The organism is Lapidilactobacillus salsurivasis, from assembly GCF_054785215.1.
This window is the reverse complement of sequence record NZ_BAAABI010000009.1, coordinates 54,197-74,206: the sequence shown is the minus strand read 5'-3', so window position 1 is coordinate 74,206 and position 20,010 is coordinate 54,197. Positions and strand designations below refer to the sequence as shown.

The 20,010-nt window shown below is 46.4% G+C and carries 16 protein-coding genes; 14 read left to right on the top strand and 2 right to left on the bottom strand.

Annotation, left to right across the window (positions count from 1 at the left end; genetic code table 11):
* Positions 1–52 precede the first annotated feature (52 nt).
* Both ACYVSB_RS10550 and ACYVSB_RS10545 read right to left on the bottom strand, forming a co-directional pair.
* On the bottom strand, positions 53–1,396 hold the full coding sequence (locus tag ACYVSB_RS10550; protein ID WP_125598972.1) for a C1 family peptidase: 1,344 nt from the start codon (positions 1,394–1,396) through the stop codon (positions 53–55).
* Between the two features lie 229 nt (positions 1,397–1,625).
* Positions 1,626–2,027, bottom strand: coding sequence for a winged helix-turn-helix transcriptional regulator (locus ACYVSB_RS10545; RefSeq protein WP_125598969.1), 402 nt, complete (start codon positions 2,025–2,027; stop codon positions 1,626–1,628).
* Between the two features lie 97 nt (positions 2,028–2,124).
* Here ACYVSB_RS10545 and ACYVSB_RS10540 point away from each other — a divergent pair, with 97 nt between their 5' ends.
* The 14 genes from ACYVSB_RS10540 (at position 2,125) to ACYVSB_RS10475 (ending at position 19,920) form a co-directional block, all read left to right on the top strand.
* The gene (locus ACYVSB_RS10540; RefSeq protein ID WP_461219320.1) at positions 2,125–3,087 is read left to right on the top strand and encodes a 2-hydroxyacid dehydrogenase family protein; all 963 of its coding nucleotides are present in this window, start codon (positions 2,125–2,127) and stop codon (positions 3,085–3,087) included.
* A 451-nt stretch (positions 3,088–3,538) separates the two neighbouring features.
* Positions 3,539–4,525 carry a LacI family DNA-binding transcriptional regulator gene (locus tag ACYVSB_RS10535; protein ID WP_125599015.1) on the top strand — a complete coding sequence of 329 codons (987 nt, stop codon included), beginning with the start codon at positions 3,539–3,541 and terminating at the stop codon, positions 4,523–4,525.
* Positions 4,526–5,300: 775 nt separating this feature from the next.
* The gene (locus ACYVSB_RS10530) at positions 5,301–5,546 is read left to right on the top strand and encodes a hypothetical protein (RefSeq protein ID WP_125598963.1); all 246 of its coding nucleotides are present in this window, start codon (positions 5,301–5,303) and stop codon (positions 5,544–5,546) included.
* Between the two features lie 321 nt (positions 5,547–5,867).
* Positions 5,868–7,562, top strand: a complete 1,695-nt coding sequence (locus tag ACYVSB_RS10525) for an alpha-glucosidase (RefSeq protein ID WP_125598960.1) — start codon at positions 5,868–5,870, stop codon at positions 7,560–7,562.
* Positions 7,563–7,605: 43 nt separating this feature from the next.
* The gene (locus ACYVSB_RS10520) at positions 7,606–9,369 is read left to right on the top strand and encodes a glycoside hydrolase family 13 protein (RefSeq protein ID WP_125598957.1); all 1,764 of its coding nucleotides are present in this window, start codon (positions 7,606–7,608) and stop codon (positions 9,367–9,369) included.
* Between the two features lie 121 nt (positions 9,370–9,490).
* Positions 9,491–10,762: an extracellular solute-binding protein gene (locus tag ACYVSB_RS10515; RefSeq protein WP_125598955.1), complete on the top strand. Its 1,272-nt coding sequence runs from the start codon at positions 9,491–9,493 to the stop codon at positions 10,760–10,762.
* 73 nt (positions 10,763–10,835) lie between these two features.
* Positions 10,836–12,140 carry a carbohydrate ABC transporter permease gene (locus tag ACYVSB_RS10510; RefSeq protein WP_379860862.1) on the top strand — a complete coding sequence of 435 codons (1,305 nt, stop codon included), beginning with the start codon at positions 10,836–10,838 and terminating at the stop codon, positions 12,138–12,140.
* Position 12,141: 1 nt separating this feature from the next.
* Complete coding sequence (locus ACYVSB_RS10505; RefSeq protein ID WP_379860860.1) at positions 12,142–13,008, top strand: sugar ABC transporter permease; 867 nt, start codon at positions 12,142–12,144, stop codon at positions 13,006–13,008.
* A 29-nt stretch (positions 13,009–13,037) separates the two neighbouring features.
* Positions 13,038–13,877, top strand: a complete 840-nt coding sequence (locus ACYVSB_RS10500; protein ID WP_461219319.1) for a hypothetical protein — start codon at positions 13,038–13,040, stop codon at positions 13,875–13,877.
* Positions 13,858–16,149 (top strand): glycoside hydrolase family 65 protein, encoded by a 2,292-nt coding sequence (locus tag ACYVSB_RS10495; RefSeq protein WP_125598944.1) that lies wholly within the window; start codon positions 13,858–13,860, stop codon positions 16,147–16,149. The genes ACYVSB_RS10500 and ACYVSB_RS10495 overlap by 20 nt, the downstream gene beginning before the upstream one ends.
* A 21-nt stretch (positions 16,150–16,170) precedes the next feature.
* Positions 16,171–16,848: a beta-phosphoglucomutase gene (gene pgmB, locus ACYVSB_RS10490; protein WP_461219318.1), complete on the top strand. Its 678-nt coding sequence runs from the start codon at positions 16,171–16,173 to the stop codon at positions 16,846–16,848.
* 1,080 nt (positions 16,849–17,928) lie between these two features.
* Complete coding sequence (locus ACYVSB_RS10485; protein WP_461219317.1) at positions 17,929–18,774, top strand: oxidoreductase; 846 nt, start codon at positions 17,929–17,931, stop codon at positions 18,772–18,774.
* A gap of 14 nt (positions 18,775–18,788) precedes the next feature.
* Complete coding sequence (locus tag ACYVSB_RS10480) at positions 18,789–19,346, top strand: sugar O-acetyltransferase (RefSeq protein WP_461219316.1); 558 nt, start codon at positions 18,789–18,791, stop codon at positions 19,344–19,346.
* Positions 19,347–19,422: 76 nt separating this feature from the next.
* Positions 19,423–19,920, top strand: a complete 498-nt coding sequence (locus ACYVSB_RS10475) for a MerR family transcriptional regulator (RefSeq protein ID WP_461219315.1) — start codon at positions 19,423–19,425, stop codon at positions 19,918–19,920.
* The last annotated feature ends 90 nt before the right edge of the window (positions 19,921–20,010 follow it).

The following is a 20,010-nucleotide window of genomic DNA, read 5'->3' as shown; positions in this document are numbered from 1 at the left end:
ACAAAGAAAAACCATGTCAAAATCGACATGGTTTTTTTGGTGAAGATTTGAATTAAAGCGCCAAAGCACCCATTGGATCCCAAGGCTTCAGAACAGTCGGATTGTCATGTTCGTCAGCAACAACCTTTTGTAAGTCAGCTGATAAGAACTTCTTGTCGATGACAACTTGGTAAACGAATTCATCAAACCAAGCGTCACTCATCACGAAGTAGCCCTTGAAACCAGGCTTGTCACCCCATGAGTTCTCAACCTTCCACTTAGTTGGTTGGCCATTGACCAAGTCAACGCCAGTGATCACCATGGCGTGAGTCATCAAGCTTTCGCCGTGGTCCAAACGTTCAGCCTTGGTCATTGAAAGATCAACATCTAAGGTTTCGCCGGTTTGGTAAACTTCAGTATCCAAGATACCAGCTTGGCGATCGGAGATTTTGCCAACATCAGAACCAAACCAAACTGTTTCGCCAGCTTGTAATTGCTTGATCGTTAAGGCTTTGAAATCGTCAATGCTTAAGTTCAAGTGACGGACTTGACGACCGCCAACCACGTTACCCAATAAATCGACTGTATAAACATGGTTGAAAGGCTTGTCAGCCGTTGGGGAGTTGATCAGGGAGATATGATCTTCAAGATCAAGACCAACGAACTTCTCATAGAAACTCTTTGGTGTCAATCCAGCTTCACGGTGATAAACTTTGTCACTGTCTGTATATTCCCAGTCAAATTGAACCGGTGGTTTGCCCAAAGTAAAGACCAAAATACGATAAACTTCATTGAGCATCTTGTCTTTAGCAGCGGCAATCGCGTCAGCAGTCGCTTTGTCAGCAACCAATTGGCGTAATTCAACCGCGTCTTTACGCAATTTAGTGTTCAAAGTTGTGTTCAGTTCGCTTGATTTTGAGCTGTTGTAGGTCTCAGGCATAACATCCTTCGGCACTAAACCATATTTTTCGATCAAGGCGCACAGCATATCCCATTGGCCACCATCTTGTTGAGGTGTTGCCAAAAGGAAGTCAACTTTGCGATCGCCTAATGGCAGGTCAGCTGTTGCAATCACATGTTCCAAGAACCAGTTTGATTTCTCAAATTTATCCCAGAAGTTGGTGTAGTTTTGGGACAATTCGAATCCCTTCAACTTCAATTGATCTTGTAATGGATGGCGCATCGTGTTCAATGCGGCGAACATCCAGCAACGACCAGATTGTTTCTGGTTAGCAACGTCACCAGTTTGGATCTCCACGGAGAAGTTTGGTGTCATTGCCACATCAGCGGCGATGTTCCGGCTCGCAGCCAGGATACCATTGTGGGCAACCGCATTGGCTGTCGCGTTTGATTTTGGCAATTCAGCAAAATCTTGGGCAAATTTTTCAATATTTGCGCTGGTAATTTCTTTACTCATTAAGTCAACCTCCAAAATTTCAAAATTCAATTATATGTTATCCTATTTTAGCACAATAGTCTAATGATTTTTTAATTATTGTCAAAGTAAGCGCGAATTATCAATCGTTGATCGCCAAACAATGATGAGAAAACGCTCTCACAAGCTAACCGTGCTTCCACAGTCCATCGTTTTCAGGAAGACTTTTGAACTGCCAGTAGCAATTGGTATCCTGATCAACCGCGATCGATCATGATTTTTTGGGATCGCCTAGACTAAAGGTGATCTTATCCAACTGCAATTCGCTTAAACGTTGGTCTCCCCAGGCGTACATCGCATCAATGATCGGGAGCAATGATCGCCCCAGCGGCGTCAAAGAATAGACCGTTTTCGTTCTTGGCCCAGCCTCCTCCTGACGATCGAGTAGCCCATCCGCCACCAGTTCCTTCAGTTTTTTGGCGAGTTCTTTGTGTGAGGCCTGGGGTAATAATCGTTGCAATTCATAAAAATAATAAGCGCCGTCATGGCCCAAGTGGTAAATCAGATTGATTTTCCATTTACCACTGAACATGGCTAAAGTGAACTCTTTGCGGCAACTGTAGTCACCATCTTCCAGTTTCTTGAGGACATCTTGACGAATTAAGTCGGTCAAAGCAAGGACTCCTTTCTGTGGTAACTTTAAAGTGCGTTATTGTCAGTTTGATTGCCAGCACTTATGATGGGTTTAGCCAATCTAAGGAGGCCATTTTATGAAAAAAGTATATGTATCCGCACAATTGCCAGCACTTGCGCTGGACAAATTACAGAAAAACCATTTAGCGGTGGCAGTCTATCAAGGTGAAGGCTTGATTAGCCACGCCGAATTATTAGCTCAGGTCCGGGATGTCGATTTTCTGATTACGACCCTTTCGACCGAAGTTGACGCAGCAATCATCGATGCGGCGCCTCAGCTGAAACTAATCGCCAATTTTGGCGCCGGCTTCAACAATATTGACGTCGACTATGCCAAATCCAAAGGCGTCCTAGTTTCCAATACACCGCAAGTCTCAACAAATTCAGTGACAGAACTGACAATTGGGTTGATTTTGGCCCTAAGTCATCGAATCGTTGAAGGTGATCATCAAATGCGGGAATCAGGTTTCCCTGGCTGGGCGCCGCTGTATTTTCTAGGCCATGAAATATCGGGCAAATCATTGGGCATTGTTGGTCTAGGCAATATCGGCCGTGAAATCGCTAAGAAGGCCACGGCGTTGGGCATGCACGTTTCCTATTTCTCACCTCGACGGCTCAGCGCGGCGGATGAAAATGCCCTTGAAGTCAACTATAAATCATTTGCGGACTTGATTCAAACAAGTGACTACATCAGCATTAACGCGCCGCTGACGCCGCAAACCTACCATCAATTTGACGCGGGTGTATTTGCACAGATGAAGTCAACGGCGGCGTTGATCAATGTTGGTCGCGGACCGATCGTTGATGAAGCAGCGCTCCTGCAGGCTTTAAAGGTTCACCAAATCGGTGTCGCGGCCCTTGACGTATATGAAAACGAACCCGAATTTGATGCCGGCTTCAAGACGTTGAAGAATGTTATTTTAACACCTCATATTGGTAACGCCACCGTGGAAGCCCGTGATGCCATGGCCGCGATTGTCGCCAATAATGTCATCTTAATGAATCAAGGCGAGCAACCAAAATTCGTTGTCAATCGGTAATTTTATTAGGCAGAATTCGGTCGATTCGTGAAGATTGGGGGTGGGGTCCGTCAATCCGCGTCCCTGACTACTGAACTTACCTTGATATCAGTCAGCGTGACTGTTCAAATGACTAAAATAACTGACTAAAATAACGTTGAGCGGCTGGAGCGGAGCGCTTCGGGGTAAGATCGCCGTGAGATCGCCGTGAAATTGTCCATAGTGGCTATGCCACTTAGGACAAGGCCTGATTTTAAGACTCGCGTATCTTGCGAGGCTTAAAACAGCGCCCACAGCGAGCTCACCCCGAAGCGCGCAGCGCAAGTCGCGGTCAAACTTTTTTTATCCCACAGCCCACACGTCGTCCAACGAAATCAGCACCACCAATAGTCCCGCCTTGTTATCTCAGATTAATATCAATATAATAAGGTAGTGTAGGTGTACCTGAAAAACACTAGAGAAGGTGAGTCAGATCGTTACATTGAATGACGTGGCAAAATCAGCAAATGTTTCTAAGATGACAGTTTCCCGAGTGATCAATCACCCTGAACAAGTGACGGATGAACTTAAGCAATTGGTTTTCAAGGCGATGAATGAACTGGACTATCATCCCAACTTAGCCGCTAAAGCCTTGGCTGCCAACGCGACCCGAATCATCAAGTTGGTGATTTTGGAAAAGGTTGATACAGTCGAACCTTATTACGCAACGCTCCTGATGGGCGTGGCCCAATTTCTAAACGCGCATCAGTACGCGTTGCAAGTGGTGACCCAGAAGAATGCCGATATTGGTGAGTGTGATGGCTACATCATTACAGGAGCCCGTAACGATGACTTCACCTGGATCCAGGAGCTCCGCAAACCGGTGATTTTATATGGCGAGAATCGCCATCATTATGATTTTGTCGATTCCGATAATAAGTATGGCACTTTTTTGTCCACGGGCGCGGCGATCAAGGATGGCTATGACCAAATTATTTTCTTGGGGATTGAATTGAAGGAATCCTTCGAATATTCCCGCGAACGTGGTTACATGGATACCATGCAAAAATCTGGGCTGCAGCCACAAATTATTCGTTTCGGCAATCATTCTTCAGAGTCGCAACAATATATTGAAGATCATTGGCATGAATTTAAGCCCAATACCTGTTTCGTTTGTTCTAGCGATCGTTTGGCGATCGGCGTGGAGCGCGGGATTCAGCGGATGGGTGGTTCGATTCCCGAGGATTTTGGGATCACCGGTTTTGATGGGGTGTTCTTAGATCAAATCGCGGAACCGAAATTGAGCACGGTCAAGCAGCCGGTGATGGCCATGGGCAGTAAAATCGCCGAATTATTGATGCAAAAAATCAATCACGGCGTCACCACCAATGACCAAAGTCCCGAACGTGATCGCACTGAAGTGATGTTTTCACCGGAGTTGATACGCCGTAATACTACTCGCAATTATCATTTGAATTGAATCTGATTACTTGGTTCTTGAAGTCCATTGTTACGTAACAGTGGACTTTTTTGGTGCCATTTGGCCACTATCCGCTCCCCTGAACATGGGAAAAACAGCGCAGCATGCTGACCAAAATGGTTGGACGATCACAGATTGGATTATGGGATGGATGCCACTCAAAACCATCGATTCACCACCATTGGTCGGCTAGTTGGCGAAAGTATTTCAGCAAAAAAAGCTAATGCAAAAAAGCCGTCCAGGTCGGCTCGCACTCTATTTCGTGTAACCACTGACCATGGTCGTCAGTTGCGTGGCGCTCCATCAATTGGCTATAGCTTGCCACATGGCGTGAGTACTCAAACGGCTATTATAACGTTGAGCAGCGCAAGCCGCGGACATAATTGAAACAAACGTGTTCGTCAACCCAGCTTCCAAAATCCTGACTAGGCTAATGCTCAGAAGCTACCCGGGGCGCTCCGCACTGTTTTTGAAATTGCTGGACAGTATTGGGCCTATCTGCAATCGGAGCGAAGGATTTGACGAGGTGGTTTTGCAATTTATAGATCAATAATTGCTCACGTTCAAGGCGGTACGACAATGCCAACGGATTCGGATTCGGATTTGTTGGTTGGTACAGTTTGCATTGGCTGGACATCTTTGCCTGTTGCCTAAACAATTCTTGAGTGGCGGCTGACCAATCCAACTGATTCATCAAGATCATGTCCTAGTTCATCAAGCAGGCTACACTGGTGTCGCTAATCTAAAGATTGTCACCACTAGCCATGGTCGTCAATTGCGTGGCTCCTCATCAAGTGACGACAGCTTGTCAAATGGCGTGAGTGCTCAAACGGCTGTTAAAACGTTGAGCGGCTGGAGCGGAGAAATTCCGGGTGAGATCGCCGTGAAATTGGTCTTAGTGGCTCTGTCACTTAGACCAAGGCTCAGCTTTGAGCTTCGCGAAGCTCAAAGTGACGCCCACAGCGAGCTCACCCGGAATTTCGCAGCGCAAGCTGCGGACAATCTACTTTTGCTAGGCTAATGCTCGCAGTCAACCCGGGGCGCTCCGCACTCTTTGATCGGAAACGTGCTGCGCGCCCCAGCTTCTTCCGCTTAGCTACGCAATTGTTCCGAAAGCCAAGCCCAGCTTTCAAAACAATTGCTAGGCTAATGCTCAGAAGCTAATCGGGGCGCTCCGCACTCTGTTATGTCAATGTTCTGGCGTCTGATACACGGTCAAACTTGTTACCGATAACATCGACTGGAAAGCTTGTTGTTTCGGCAGTTCTTCCATAAGATAGGCAGTGGAAGTATTGCAGTTCCACGCTCGTTTGTAGCTTTTTCAGAAAGGAACCGACTTATTATGAAGCAATGGTACGAAAACGCGATCATTTATCAGGTCTATCCCCGCAGTTTCCAGGATAGTGACAATGATGGCCTTGGTGATCTGCAAGGCTTATTAGACCGCTTAGATTATATCAAGTCGTTAGGGGTCAATACGATTTGGCTGAACCCGGTGTTTACCTCACCACAAGTTGATAATGGTTATGATGTTTCCAATTATTTCACGGTTGATCCCCATTTTGGCACGATGGCGACCATGGACGCGTTGATCCAACGGGCCCATGAACTGGATCTCCACATTTTGCTGGATTTCGTGCTCAACCACACGTCGGACCAACATCCGTGGTTTCAGGACGCGCTGAAAAGTCCCAAGAGTTTATTCCGGGATTACTATATTTGGCAAGACACGCCTAATGGCCAGGTGCCGAACAATTGGGGTTCCTTCTTTGGCGGTTCGGTTTGGGAACAAGTGCCGACCGAACCCAATACGTATTATTTCCACCTTTTTGACAAACATATGCCTGATTTGAATTGGGCCAATCCAGAAGTACGGCAAGCGATGATCGAGGTTGCTAAGTATTGGGTGGGAAAAGGCATCGACGGCTTACGTTTAGACGCGTTCATTCATATCGCTAAGGCGGATCTAGGTCAGAATTTCCCGACGGATCAGACCGGGCCAGTGATTGCGGAGCCAATGTATGCCAACTTGCCCAATGTTGTGACCTATTTGCAAGAATTCATTGATGAACTGCGGAAAATCAATCCAGATCTGTTCATTCTTGGTGAAGGCGCTTCGGCGGATCCAGCGCTGGCGGCGCTTTATACGCGGACTAATCGGGGCAGCGCTTTGTGCGACGCCATTGTTAGTTTCCGTAATTTACCGAAACAGGCGGTTCCCGCGCCGAAGTTAACGGCGACGGTCAAGTTGCCCCTGGCTGAGCAGCTAGATACGGCGGCGTTACCAACCAGTATCGTACAATGGCAGACCGCATTGGCGCAAACGACCCAACCAACTTTGTATTTCAGCAACCACGACTTACCGCGAATGGCCACTGTTTATGCTGATCGGAAATTCGAAACGCGCAGTTTGAAGACCTTAGCCACGATGCAGTATTTGCAACGGGGTATCCCGATCATTTATTATGGCGAAGAATTGGGGCTGCATAACGCGGAACTGGCCCGCGCGACGGCCTTTCAAGATCAAATGACGTCCACCTTGATTGATCAGGTTCCTGAAGCGGAACGACCAGCTGTCTTGCAGTATTTGTCCGGTCTGCACAAAACCCCGGCGCGTCAGGCGATGCCGTGGGATGACAGCGCGCATCAGGGCTTTTCGGAGCATGAACCTTGGTTACGCACGCAACCAGCGCCGATCACCGTGGCTGCTGCTGAGGCGGATCCAGACAGTATTTTAAATTTCTACCGGAAGTTGTTCCAGTTGAAGCAACAGCCGTTGTTCGCCACTGGTAAATTCAGGTTATTGCTGGTCAAAACCGCCGGCCTAATTGTTTATCAACGGCAATTAGGGCAAAAGAGTGCCTTGGTCTTGACCAACTTGACTAGCGAAACGGTCACTTATCAAAATGACGATTGGCTGAACGCCGACATTACCTTCACGGTAGGTCAGGTGACCTTAGATGAAAACTCTTGGCATTTGGCGCCTTGGTCAACCTTGGTCTTGCAGCAAGATCAAGTGGCTTGGCCAGCTGAATAAATTAAGCGCGACAATCAAATCAAGAAAGTAGGTTATTGAATTTATGGAAGCAGCAGCAATTTATCACCGCCCAGATAGTGAGTTCGCCTATTTATATCAACCAGACGATTTCCGGGTGCGTTTACGGACCAAGCGCGACGATGCCCAAGCGGTCGACTGTTTTTATGGCGACCCATATGATTCCGAGAAGGGGCAATGGCCTTACGAAACGATCGCGATGAGTAAAATCGCCAGCACCGAGGCCCATGATTATTGGGAAGCCGCGTTGGAAGTGCCCCACAAGCGGGTCCAATATGATTTCCGCGTTGTCGGCACTGATGGCTCGGAATTATTGTATGGCGATCGGGGCTGTTTCCCGTTTGAACCTAGTCTGATCGGTGGTGGCGGTAACCCATTTCGGCAGCCGTATTTCCACGAGATCGATCGTTTCCAGGAACCAGATTGGGTGCGACACACCGTGTGGTATCAGATTTTTCCAGAGCGGTTCGCTAATGGCGATACCAGCAATGATCCAGCCGATGTTAAGCCTTGGGATAGCACGGTCAACCCCGGACGGACTGACTATTATGGTGGCGACCTGCAAGGCATTCTTGACCATCTGGATTACTTACAGGATCTAGGCATCAATGGCCTCTATCTCTGCCCGGTTTTCAAAGCTTATTCTAACCACAAGTACGATACGATCGACTATTTGGAGATCGATCCTGACTTTGGCGATAAAGAGGTTTTCCAGAAATTAGTGGCCGCGGCGCATCAACGGGGCATGAAAGTCATGCTGGACGCGGTCTTCAACCATATTGGCGATCGCTCCGTTCAATGGCAGGATGTGTTGACGAACCAGTCTAAATCGCGGTTCGCCAACTGGTTCCACGTCAATAAATTCCCGATCAGCTACCAAGAAACCACTGATTTCGAACACGCCAACGAATTAAGTTTCGACACCTTCGCTTATACCCCGCATATGCCTAAGCTGAATACCGCTAATCCAGAAGTTCAAGCCTATCTTTTGGATGTGGCGACTTATTGGATCAAAGAATTCGATATCGACGCTTGGCGGTTGGACGTGGCCAATGAAGTCGGCCATCACTTCTGGCGCCAATTCGCGGCGGCTTGCCATGCTGTCAAACCTAATTTTTATATTCTAGGGGAGGTCTGGCATTCTTCCCAACCTTGGTTGCAAGGCGATCAATTCTCAGCGGTGATGAATTACGCCTTTACGGAAACCGTGATCAAAGGCTTCGTCGACAAAACTTTAGAACCGACGCGGATGGTCGCTGGCTTGAATTACCAACGGATGTTGTATCAACAACAGGTCAATGAAGTCATGCTGAACACCTTGGATTCCCACGATACGGCGCGGCTATTGACTTTGTGTCGAGGTGACAAAGCGCTGTTACGGCAGACGGTGGCGTTCACCTTCCTGCAAGAAGGCGAGCCTTGTATCTATTATGGTAGTGAAGTGGGGATGGACGGCGGGAATGATCCCGACTGTCGCAAGCCAATGAATTGGGACCCAGCGACCCAGGATCAAGAACTGTTCGCTTTTTACCAGAAGTTGATCAAATTCCGGTTGCAACACGCCGATTTAATGACGCAAGGCGCGTTGACTTGGCAAGTCGTTGATGATGATCAAGGCTTAGTCAAAGTCGTGCGCGATGATGGGGCGACTTTTGTTACAGGTATCTTCAATTTAAGCGGACAAGCGCAAAAGATCGGTGCGCTCCAAACCGCGGATTCAGTGGTTCTTAGTCAAGGCTTGACCAACGACGAATTGGCCGCTTCAGGTTTTGTGATCAGTCAACGCTAAAGTTGGCTTAGGTTTTCTGTTATCGGTAACATTGATTTATCGCTTGCTAAATCCCTTACAAGAAACCATAATGTGGTTGTAAGCGAAATCAATAAATTACGTTTCGAGGAGGAAACAAGTAATGAATTTGAAGAAATGGCGTTATGTAGGTTTAGCTGCTTTGACTGCCACGGTTGCTTTATCATTAGCTGCTTGTGGTAATTCATCAAGTAGTGATAAGAAATCGGCAACGAGTTCGGAATCGAAGACTTTGACGATTTCCGTTGATAAGGGTTATAAGAAGTATGTCAACAAGATCAAGGGTAAGTTCGAAAAAGATAACAATGTGAAGATCAAGATGGTCAACAAAGATATGTTGGATCAACTTGACGCTTTACAACTGGATGGACCTGCTGGTAAAGCGCCAGATGTCATGATGGCACCATTCGACCGGGTCGGTGGATTAGCGCAACAAGGTCAAGTCGCTGAATACAATCCAGTTTCAGGTCGCTATGCGTCAACTGGTGAAGATGCCGTTAAGTATGATGGCAAGCATTATGGCGCGCCAGTGACGATCGAATCAATCGTCATGTACTATAACAAGAAGTTGATTGACAAAGCACCAACTACTTTCGATGAAATCGAAGCAATCAGCAAAGATTCCAAGTTTGCTTATGAAAATGACAAAACTAAGAACGTTGGTTTCTTAGCGCAATGGACGAACTTCTACATTAGCTATGGCGTCTTCAAGGGTTACGGTGGTTACGTCTTCGGCGATGACAACTCAAATCCTAAGAAGATCGGCTTGAACAACGCTGGCTCTGTTGAGGCATTGGACTTCATGACCAACTACTTCAAGAATGTTTGGCCTAAAGGGATGCAAGATATCAAAGCCAACCAGAACTTCATCGACGATCAATTCACCAAGGGTAAGACCGCAGTTGTCATCGACGGTCCTTGGAAGGCATCTTCTTATAAAGAAGCCGGCATTGATTACGGCGCGACTGTCTTACCTACTTTGCCAAATGGTAAAGATTATCAAGCCTTTGGTGGTGGCAAGTCTTGGGTCATTTCAGCTTATTCCAAGAACCAATCATTAGCGAAGAAATGGTTAGACTATGTTTCAAATGACGCTAACCAGAAGACCTTCTTCAACATGACTGCTGAAATTCCAGCTAACTTGAAAGCACAAAACGCTGCTAAGGAAGATGGAACTGAATTAACGACTGCCGTTATCGAACAATTCAAGAAGGATGATCCGTTGATCAACTTGCCTGAAATGTCTGAGGTTTGGGACGCAGGTCAAACAATCGTGACTAACGCAGCTTCTGGCAAGATGACTTCGAAAGAAGCCGCTGATGCTGGTGTTAAGGTCATCAAACAGAAGATTGAACAGAAGTACGGCAGCAAGTAAGCCGCTAGATTGAATTTAAAATGTCGATGGCGACGTACCATCGACATTTTACATAACGGAAAGGAAGGGACCAGTGATGACTGATCCACAAAAGCAAGACCCCAGAAAAGCAAAATTGCTCTCGATTATTCCTGGGTTGGGGCAATTTTATAATCACCAAGTCCTGAAAGGCTCGATCTTCTTAGTGCTCTTCTTAGCGTTCGTCGCTGAATTAGCGCTGGCCGGTGTCCGTCAGATCGTGAATCTGATTACCTTGGGTTCAACCCCAATGATGGATAACTCGCTCTTTATGATGATCGAAGGGACGTTGCAGATCCTTGTACTAGTTGTCGCGATCATTCTCTACGCGGCCAATATCTATGACGCCGGTAACATCGCCAAGCAGGCCAACGAAGGCAAGAAGCCATCGACCAGTTTGGTTCAGATGATCAAAAACATCGGGGATGGCGGCTTTCCATACCTATTCTCGATCCCAGCTTATTTCTTAATGCTGTTTATCATCGTGTTCCCAGTACTCGTTACTTTATTCATCGCCTTTTCAAACTATGACTTTCTCCATGTGCCACCTGCTCATCTGTTGGACTGGGTCGGTTTCAAGAACTTCACCTCATTGTTCTTCCTAAGTAGTTACCGCCAAACTTTCAACGCGGTCTTCGGTTGGACGATCATTTGGACGGTTGTGGCGACAACACTACAATTGTTCTTAGGAATTTTCACGGCAATCGTGGCGAATCAGGACTTTATTAAATTCAAACGTGCTTTTGGGGTCATCTTCCTTTTACCATGGGCAGTACCTGCCTTCATCTCGATCATGAGTTTCTCCAACATCTTCAACGATTCGGCTGGTGCGATCAATGTTCAGGTCATTCCTTTCTTCAATAAGATCTTGCCATTCTTGCACTTGTCATTGCCAGCGTGGAAGACAGATCCATTCTGGACGAAGATCGCGATCATCATGATCCAAGGTTGGTTGGGCTTCCCTTATATCTATGTAATGGTCACCGGGATCCTCCAAGCGATCCCCGAAGACTTATATGAAGCAGCCACATTAGATGGCGCTTCCGCGATCCAAAAATTCAATCACATTACGGCGCCAACGATTTTTACGGTCGCCGCACCAATTTTCATTACGCAATATACAGGTAACTTCAACAACTTCTCAATGATCTATCTGTTTAACAGTGGTGGTCCTGGGGATGTTGGTGGCGGTGCCGGTGGTACTGATATCTTGATTTCATGGATCTATAAATTAACGACGGGTCAATCACCGCAATATTCGATCGCCGCCGCAGTTACCTTATTGATCTCGGTCATTGTCATTGGTGTTTCCATGATCGTCTTCAAGAAGACGGGCGCATTTGATTTAGGAGATGATTAAGATGGCGCGTAGACAAAAGAAAATCAATGAGAAATCAGCAATCCGTAATCGACGGGTCAAGCATTTCTTCACCTACCTATACATGGTCATTCTGGCGATCATCATTATCTATCCGTTACTGATCACCGTCAGTTCGGCCTTTAAAACAGGTAACGTGCAGTCCTTTACCTTGGACTTCAGTTCAAAATGGACGTTGATCAACTTTAAACGTCTGTTCACGGAGACCCTTTATGGGACCTGGTACAAGAATACGGTCATCATCGCCTTCTTCACGATGCTGATCCAAGTCGCGGTCATCACGCTGGCCGGTTATGTTTACAGTCGTTACCGCTTCATCGGGCGGCGTTTCAGCTTGATGTTCTTCATCATTATCCAAATGGTCCCAACCATGGCCGCGTTGACTGCCTTCTATGTCATGGCCAATATGCTCAACGCCTTGGATCATTACTGGTTCTTGACGTTGATCTATATCGGCGGTGGGATCCCAATGAACACTTGGTTGATGAAAGGCTACTTCGATTCCGTTCCATATGACTTGGATGAATCGGCCAAACTTGATGGCGCCGGCAACTTCCGGGTTTTCTGGCAGATTGTTTTGCCGTTGGTCAAGCCAATGATCGCCGTTCAAGCTTTATGGGCGTTCATGGGACCATTCGGCGATTACATCATGTCCAAGTTCTTGCTTCGTTCTGACGAGCATTTGACCGTTGCGGTTGGCTTGCAGCAGTTCATTACCAATACCCGTGATCAACAAGTTGTCTTGTTCGCGGCTGGCGCGATCTTGATCGCCTTACCAATCAGTATTTTATTCTTCTACTTGCAAAAATACTTCACTAGTGGTTTGCTATCAGGTAGTACTAAAGGATAAAACCCCAGTAAAGGAATGAAACAAATTTAATGAAGAAAATCGCTTTTCCCGTTCGTTATTTCATGTCGGCTTTCACGCCGACAGCCATGTTCAAAGGACGTCACGCGTTACGTTGGTGGCAACAGATCATTGTCTTCATTTTCTTGAGCGCACTGATGATCGTGCCGATCCCAATTTTCTACGCCCAACAGACCACCTTCAACTTCCATGCTTTTTTGCCCGACGCCAATGCTTTGCTGGCGCGACAGGAACTCAAGGACGCCAGCCAACAGCTGACATTTAAGGATGATCGGTTACAGACTTCTGAGAACAAGGTGATTTATCAGACGAAGAAGGCGCTGATCGGGACAAACTTGACCAAGAAGCAAATGAAACAAGTGGACAATGCCGTTGATCTGGCCCAAGACCACTTCACCTTGCAAGAACGCGGCTATCTTTTCCAAGCCACGTATCAACAGAAAAACAATGTTGCACCACACAAAAATATCACGAAGTTTCTCCAGAACAGTTGGTATCGTTCTAATCATGGTTCGATCATGATGTTGATGTTAGTTTCCGTCGGGATGATCGTCGTGGGTTCCAATTTGCTCTTGATCTTAGGAGCGGCGTTCTTCTTGTCCTTAATGAAACGCAATCGGCAAGCCTCGATCAAATCCTTTGGGGAAGCCCATAATCTCGTGCTCAACGCGTCGTTATATGGCACCTTGGCGGCAATGGCGACCGGATTGATCCGGTTTGATTTCTCATTGATGTTTATGGTTTTCTCAGTTGTTCTTGCCCTGATGATTTTGGCGATTTATTGGCGGACACGATTTAATGACGAATTTACAAACAACAGAGGGGTTCAAAATGACAAAACGATTATTTGAGATCGATCCGTGGGTTCTCACAACGGATCAGTTGGCAGTAGCGGACAAGCGTTTGCAGGAAAGTCTGACCTCGATCGGTAATGGTTATATGGGCATGCGCGGTAATTTCGAAGAGAGTTACAGCGGTGACACCCACCAAGGCACCTACTTGGCTGGGGTCTGGTTCCCAGATAAAACGCGAGTTGGCTGGTGGAAGAATGGCTATCCGAAGTATTTCGGTAAAGCCATCAACTCACCGGACTTCCTCAGCATTCCGATCAAGGTCAACGGTGAAACGCTGGATCTCGCCAAAACCAAATTTCATGATTTCAAGCTGGAATTGGATATGCATGACGGGGTTTTGCGGCGGTCGTTCGTCGCGGAGATCGGCGGCGCCAGTGTGCGCTTCAGTTTCTTGCGCTTCATGAGCAATGTCACCCAAGAATTGGCGTTGATCAATTTAGAGGCTGAAGTTTTATCTGGTCAAGCTGAACTGACGCTGGAACCTTTGATCAATGGCAATGTTCATAATGAAGATTCCAATTACGATGAAACTTTCTGGGAATTGCGGCACCAAGGTCCATTAGCTGACGATAATTATTTCGTCACCATGGAAACCAAAGAAAATCCGTTTGGAACACCACGCTTTACGATCACGGAGCAAATGCACGTGGTCGTAGACAGTCCCGTCGCTGTGGACCGCCAACCCTTGGCTGAAAAATCTGGCCGCGTTGGGGAAACAATCAGCGCCCATTTGACCACTGGTCAGGCATTGACGTTACGCAAGCAGGTGGTGGTTGTCACTAGCCGTGATGTCCCCGAGGCTCAGCAAGTCAATCGGGCCACCACATTGATCCAAGCGGCCGACCAAACCAGTTTGGTCACGCAATTAGCGGGGCAAGATCAGGTTTGGGCGCAACGTTGGGCCCAATCGGACGTGCAGATCAATGGTGATCCGGCGGCGCAACAAGGGATTCGTTTCAATATTTTACAATTATTCATGACTTATTATGGCGAAGACTCCCGGTTGAATGTCGGACCAAAAGGCTTTACCGGTGAGAAGTATGGTGGCGCGACTTATTGGGACACGGAAGCTTATATCGTGCCAATGTATGTTTCGGTCACCAAACCCCAGGTCACGCGGCAATTGTTGGAATACCGTTATGACCAATTGGCCGGCGCTTATCACAACGCGCAACAACAAGGTCTCAAAGGCGCCTTGTATCCCATGGTGACTTTCGATGGGATCGAGTGCCACAATGAATGGGAGATCACCTTTGAAGAGATCCATCGGAACGGGGCCGTGGCTCATGCAATTTATGAGTATACCGATTATACTGGAGATACTGATTACGTTTTGACGAAGGGTATCGATGTGCTTGTTGGCATTGCCCGCTTCTGGGCCGATCGGGTCCACTTCTCCAAACGGCATCAGCAGTATATGATCCACGGGGTCACTGGTCCGAACGAGTACGAGAACAACGTCAACAATAACTGGTATACCAATCAAATGGCTACTTGGGTGCTACGTTATACGTTGGAGATTTTACCACAAGTCTCTGACGCCAAACAGCACGCGTTGGCGGTCAGCACAGAAGAACAAGCTCACTGGCAAGATATCATCGCGCGGATGTACTATCCCGTTGATGACCAGGAAGGCATCTTCGTCCAAAACGATGGCTACCTTGATAAAGATCTGCGGCCGGTTTCTAGCTTGGATCCAAGTGAACGGCCTTTGAACCAACATTGGTCTTGGGATAGGATCTTGCGTTCGCCGTTTATCAAGCAAGCCGATGTTTTGCAGGGAATCTATTTCTTAGATGACCAGTTTACCTTGGCGGAAAAGAAACGGAACTTTGACTTCTATGAGCCGATGACGGTTCATGAGTCTTCCTTGTCTGCTTGTATTTATAGCATTATCGCCGCTGAGATCGGTGAAGAAGATAAGGCCGTTGAATTGTACAGCCGGACAGCGCGGTTGGATCTGGATAACTATAACAACGATACCGCCGATGGTTTGCACATCACTTCGATGAGCGGCGGTTGGTTGTCGATCGTCCAAGGCTTCGCTGGTTTGCGCCATTCCCATGGTCAATTATCTTTGAAGCCGTTCTGCCCGAAAGATTGGGAGAGTTATCGTTTCCAGATCAATTTCCGCGGTCGACTTTTGGCTGTTACTGTGGATCATCACGAGACTAAGTTGGAATTGCTTAAGGGCACCGATTTAGCCTTGACTGTGAATGGTCAACCTCAGATCGTTAAGGCGGACCAAGTTTTAACGGTCACAGATTAAGAAGTGAATGGAGGAACAGCAATGCTGAAAGGTTTTGTATTCGATTTAGACGGGGTGATCACCGACACTGCCCGGTTCCACTATCAGGCTTGGTCGAAGATCGCCCAAGATGATATGGGCATCACGATCAATCCCAGCGTGAACGAACAATTGAAAGGCGTTAGCCGGATGGATTCACTGAATGTGATCCTCAAGTTCGGTCAGCGGGAAAATGATTTTACCGAAGCTGAGAAAGAGGCTTTGGCCACCAAGAAAAATGATTATTACGTTCAATTGATCTCCAACATGACGCCGGCGGATATTCTCCCCGGGATCAAGGACTTCTTGGATCAATTAAAAGCTGATGGCTATCAAATGTCGCTGGCTTCAGCCTCCAAGAATGCGCCACGGATCTTGAATGGCCTCCAATTGACTAGTTATTTCGACCAGATCGTCGACCCGGCCAGTCTGCATGCAGGAAAGCCAGATCCTGAGATTTTCGCCAAGGGGGCGGCTTTACTTGGCCTCAAGCCGACAGAAGCGGTTGGTTTAGAAGATGCCTTTGCTGGAATCCAGTCAATCAATGGCGCCGGTGAATTCTCAGTAGGAATCGGTGATCCAGCGATCCTGAACGAAGCTGATCTGAACTTCACCAGCACCGCGGAGATCTCCCTAGATAAGATCAAAACTGCTTTTGCTACCTGGGCAGCTGAGAAATAATTGAGTTCTGAACACGTTTCAAAAAAGAGAGTGTGGCACACAACGGGTTGCTTTTGAGCACGACTAGCGATTTGGTGCAGATTGGCGTCAGACAATCTGTGACAAAACGCGTATCGGCGCAGAAAGCAGTTGTGTGTAACACGTTTAAAAAGAGCAATCACGTTTTCATCGTGTGATTGCTCTTTTTTTGATATGTGCTGGACCGGGAATAGATTGTCCGCGGCTTGCGCTGCGCGGGGCGTTGGTGGATGGCAGACGTGGTGGGGCTCCAGGTCGGGCTGGGGGTGGTGGAACGCGGCGGGCACGACTTGAAGCTTTTCGGAAAACCGCCGAAAATCTTCAAGCTCGGCCTTATTGTAGGCGATAAATCGCCAACAATAATATCGCGGCTGACTCACCCCCAGCCCGACCTTCCGCCGACAAACAAACGGACCACCAACGCCAGAGTGTGAGCCGACCCGGGTAGCTTCTGAGCATTAGCCTAGCAATTGTTTTGGAAGCCGCACTTTGCTTCCGGAACAATTGCGTAGCTAAGCGGAAGAAGCTGGGTCGGCGAACACGTTTCAACGCCACGCTCCGCTCCAGCAGTTCAACGTTTTCTGACTCGGTTAAAGAGCAATCAGTTTTTCCTTCGCAATATCATTAAGTTAAGCGATTGACAAGAATGAAACAACCTAAGTGTGACCTGATAATTTTTACAAAAGTGTCAGGCTTTTTTTGAGACGAAAATTGGATGTTGGTTTGAAAAAAATTCTATTCAAAGGTATTGACTTATTTTTTGCAATTTCGATGATAAAAGCAAGTAACTTAATGGAAAAACTAGGAAATTACTTTAACCGAAATGGACAGACTAGGTTTAACACTAGATATTATCAGTTTTAGAAAACAGGAGAATGCTTGTCAGAATTAATAACACTAACAAGATATCTGTAACACGCATAATAACCAATTTGTCTAGCATTTGATCGATTGTTCTAATTGCATGATATTTAATTTAAATTTTTTGAATGATGCTCTTGACTATAAACTATAGTTTAAGTCCTATACTAACCACAGCTATTAAAAAGGAGTGTAATTATTATGTCAAATAAAACATGGATTGTTACTGGTACTTCAACTGGTTTTGGTAAGGAACTCGCTGCTTTGTTAGCTCAACAAGAAGATGTCAACTTAGTGCCAACGGCTCGGCACACTGACCAATTAGAGTATCTAGATCAATATGACCATGGGCAAATTTTGAAGCAGACCCTAGATGTTACTAACTCTGATGAGATCAAGGATACGATTAATAATGCTTTGGAAAAGTTCGGCACGATTGATGTGCTAGTTAATAATGCTGGACTTGGTTACTTTGCCACCTTTGAAGAAAGTGACTTAAAGGAAGCAAAGTACATGTTTGATGTTAATGTTTGGGGACTGGCAGAAATGACCCAAGCCGTATTGCCCACAATGCGGAAACAACGGTCTGGTACCATTGTTAACTTTTCTTCAATTGGTGGATTGGCTTCATTCCCAATTTGGTCATTCTACCACGGGACTAAGTATGCCGTTGAAGGAATCAGTGAGTCCATTGCAAAGGAAACCGCTGACCTTGGTATTAAGATAATGATTGTGGAACCTAGTGGTTTTCGGACTGATTGGGCTGGTCGTTCCTCAAAGAAGACCATGCCAACGCACGACGACTACCAAAAGTTTGCTAAAGACATTACGACTAACGCAGAAGGTGCCCATCACGAACCCGGTGACCCTAAGGCTGCTGCTAAGATCATCTATGATGAAGTAACGGATAACTTTGCTGACTTACCATTGCGGTTGCCACTCGGGAAGTTTTCAGTTGACAGGGCAATTGAAAAATATGAAAATACTCTCAAAGAATTTAAGAAGAGCCGTGATCTATCAATCTCGGCTGATCAACCAGAAAAATAAGGAGGCTGACGACGGTGCGTGAAATTGAAAAGTTAGACGCTGGGCAAGAATATTATTTTCTCGATCCAGAAGTTGTCGAACGGAAAGCAAAGAGTGCGACGGTTTCGGAAGAATTTAACGCAATTTCTTCAAATGACCTAGCTGCTCAAGAGAAAAAAGCAAAAGAAATCCTGGGTTCCCATGGGAAACGAGTTTCGATGCAGGCGCCAATTCACTTTGATAACGGGAGGAACATTCATGTTGGTGAAGACTTCTTGAGCAACTATAATCTAACAATTCTCGATATCGCACCAGTCAATATCGGTCATAATGTGATGATTGGTCCCAACGTTGATATTTACACTGTTAATCATCCAACAACAGCGATCGGTCGTCGGAAGTACCTGGCCCAGGCGACACCAGTCAATATTGGTAATGATGTTTGGATCGGTGGTCGCGTAGTTATCCTTCCCGGCGTGACGATTGGTAATAATGTTGTGATCGCTGCAGGAGCGGTAGTTACACACGATATTCCAGATAATAGTATCGCTGCTGGGGTTCCAACGAAGGTAATTAAGCATTTAGATGAATAAGTGTTATGTTTTAATAGTAAATAAATATTAAAGGCTGAGTATATTCCCAGTCTTTTTGCGTATGAGGTGAATTAAAATGACTTATTCAATTGGTGATGTAGCAGAAATTATGGGGATTGCCCCGTCGACCATCCGCTATTATGATAAACGGGGCTTATTGCCGTTTGTTGACCGTGATTCAGCAGGGCGTCGGCAGTTTAAGGATAATGATTTTAACTTTCTTCAAGTCATTGAGTGTATGAAGAAGAGTGGCCTTAAAATTGAACAGATTCATGACTTTGTTGAGATGTGCATGCAAGGTGATATGACGCTGGAAGATCGCTATAACTTTCTTGATCGTGAAGAACGGGTGCTGATGGAAAAGATCGAAACCCTCCAGCAACAGTTAGATTTTCTGCGGTATAAGAAGTGGTATTATAAAACGTCATTGCAGGCCGGAACAGAGCAAGTCCATTTTGATCAAGCTGGGAATGTCGATGCTAACACCCGAGAAATTTATGAGCGAGAACTGGCTAACTGTGGTGATATTCGACAATTGATTGACTATCATAAAACGGCAAAAGAGATGGAGTAATTACAGTGTTAATTAAGAACTTAAAGAAGCTGAAATTACCAATGAAGAATACACGCTAGAAGAAGCAATTCAAGTTTTAGCTGCTAAATA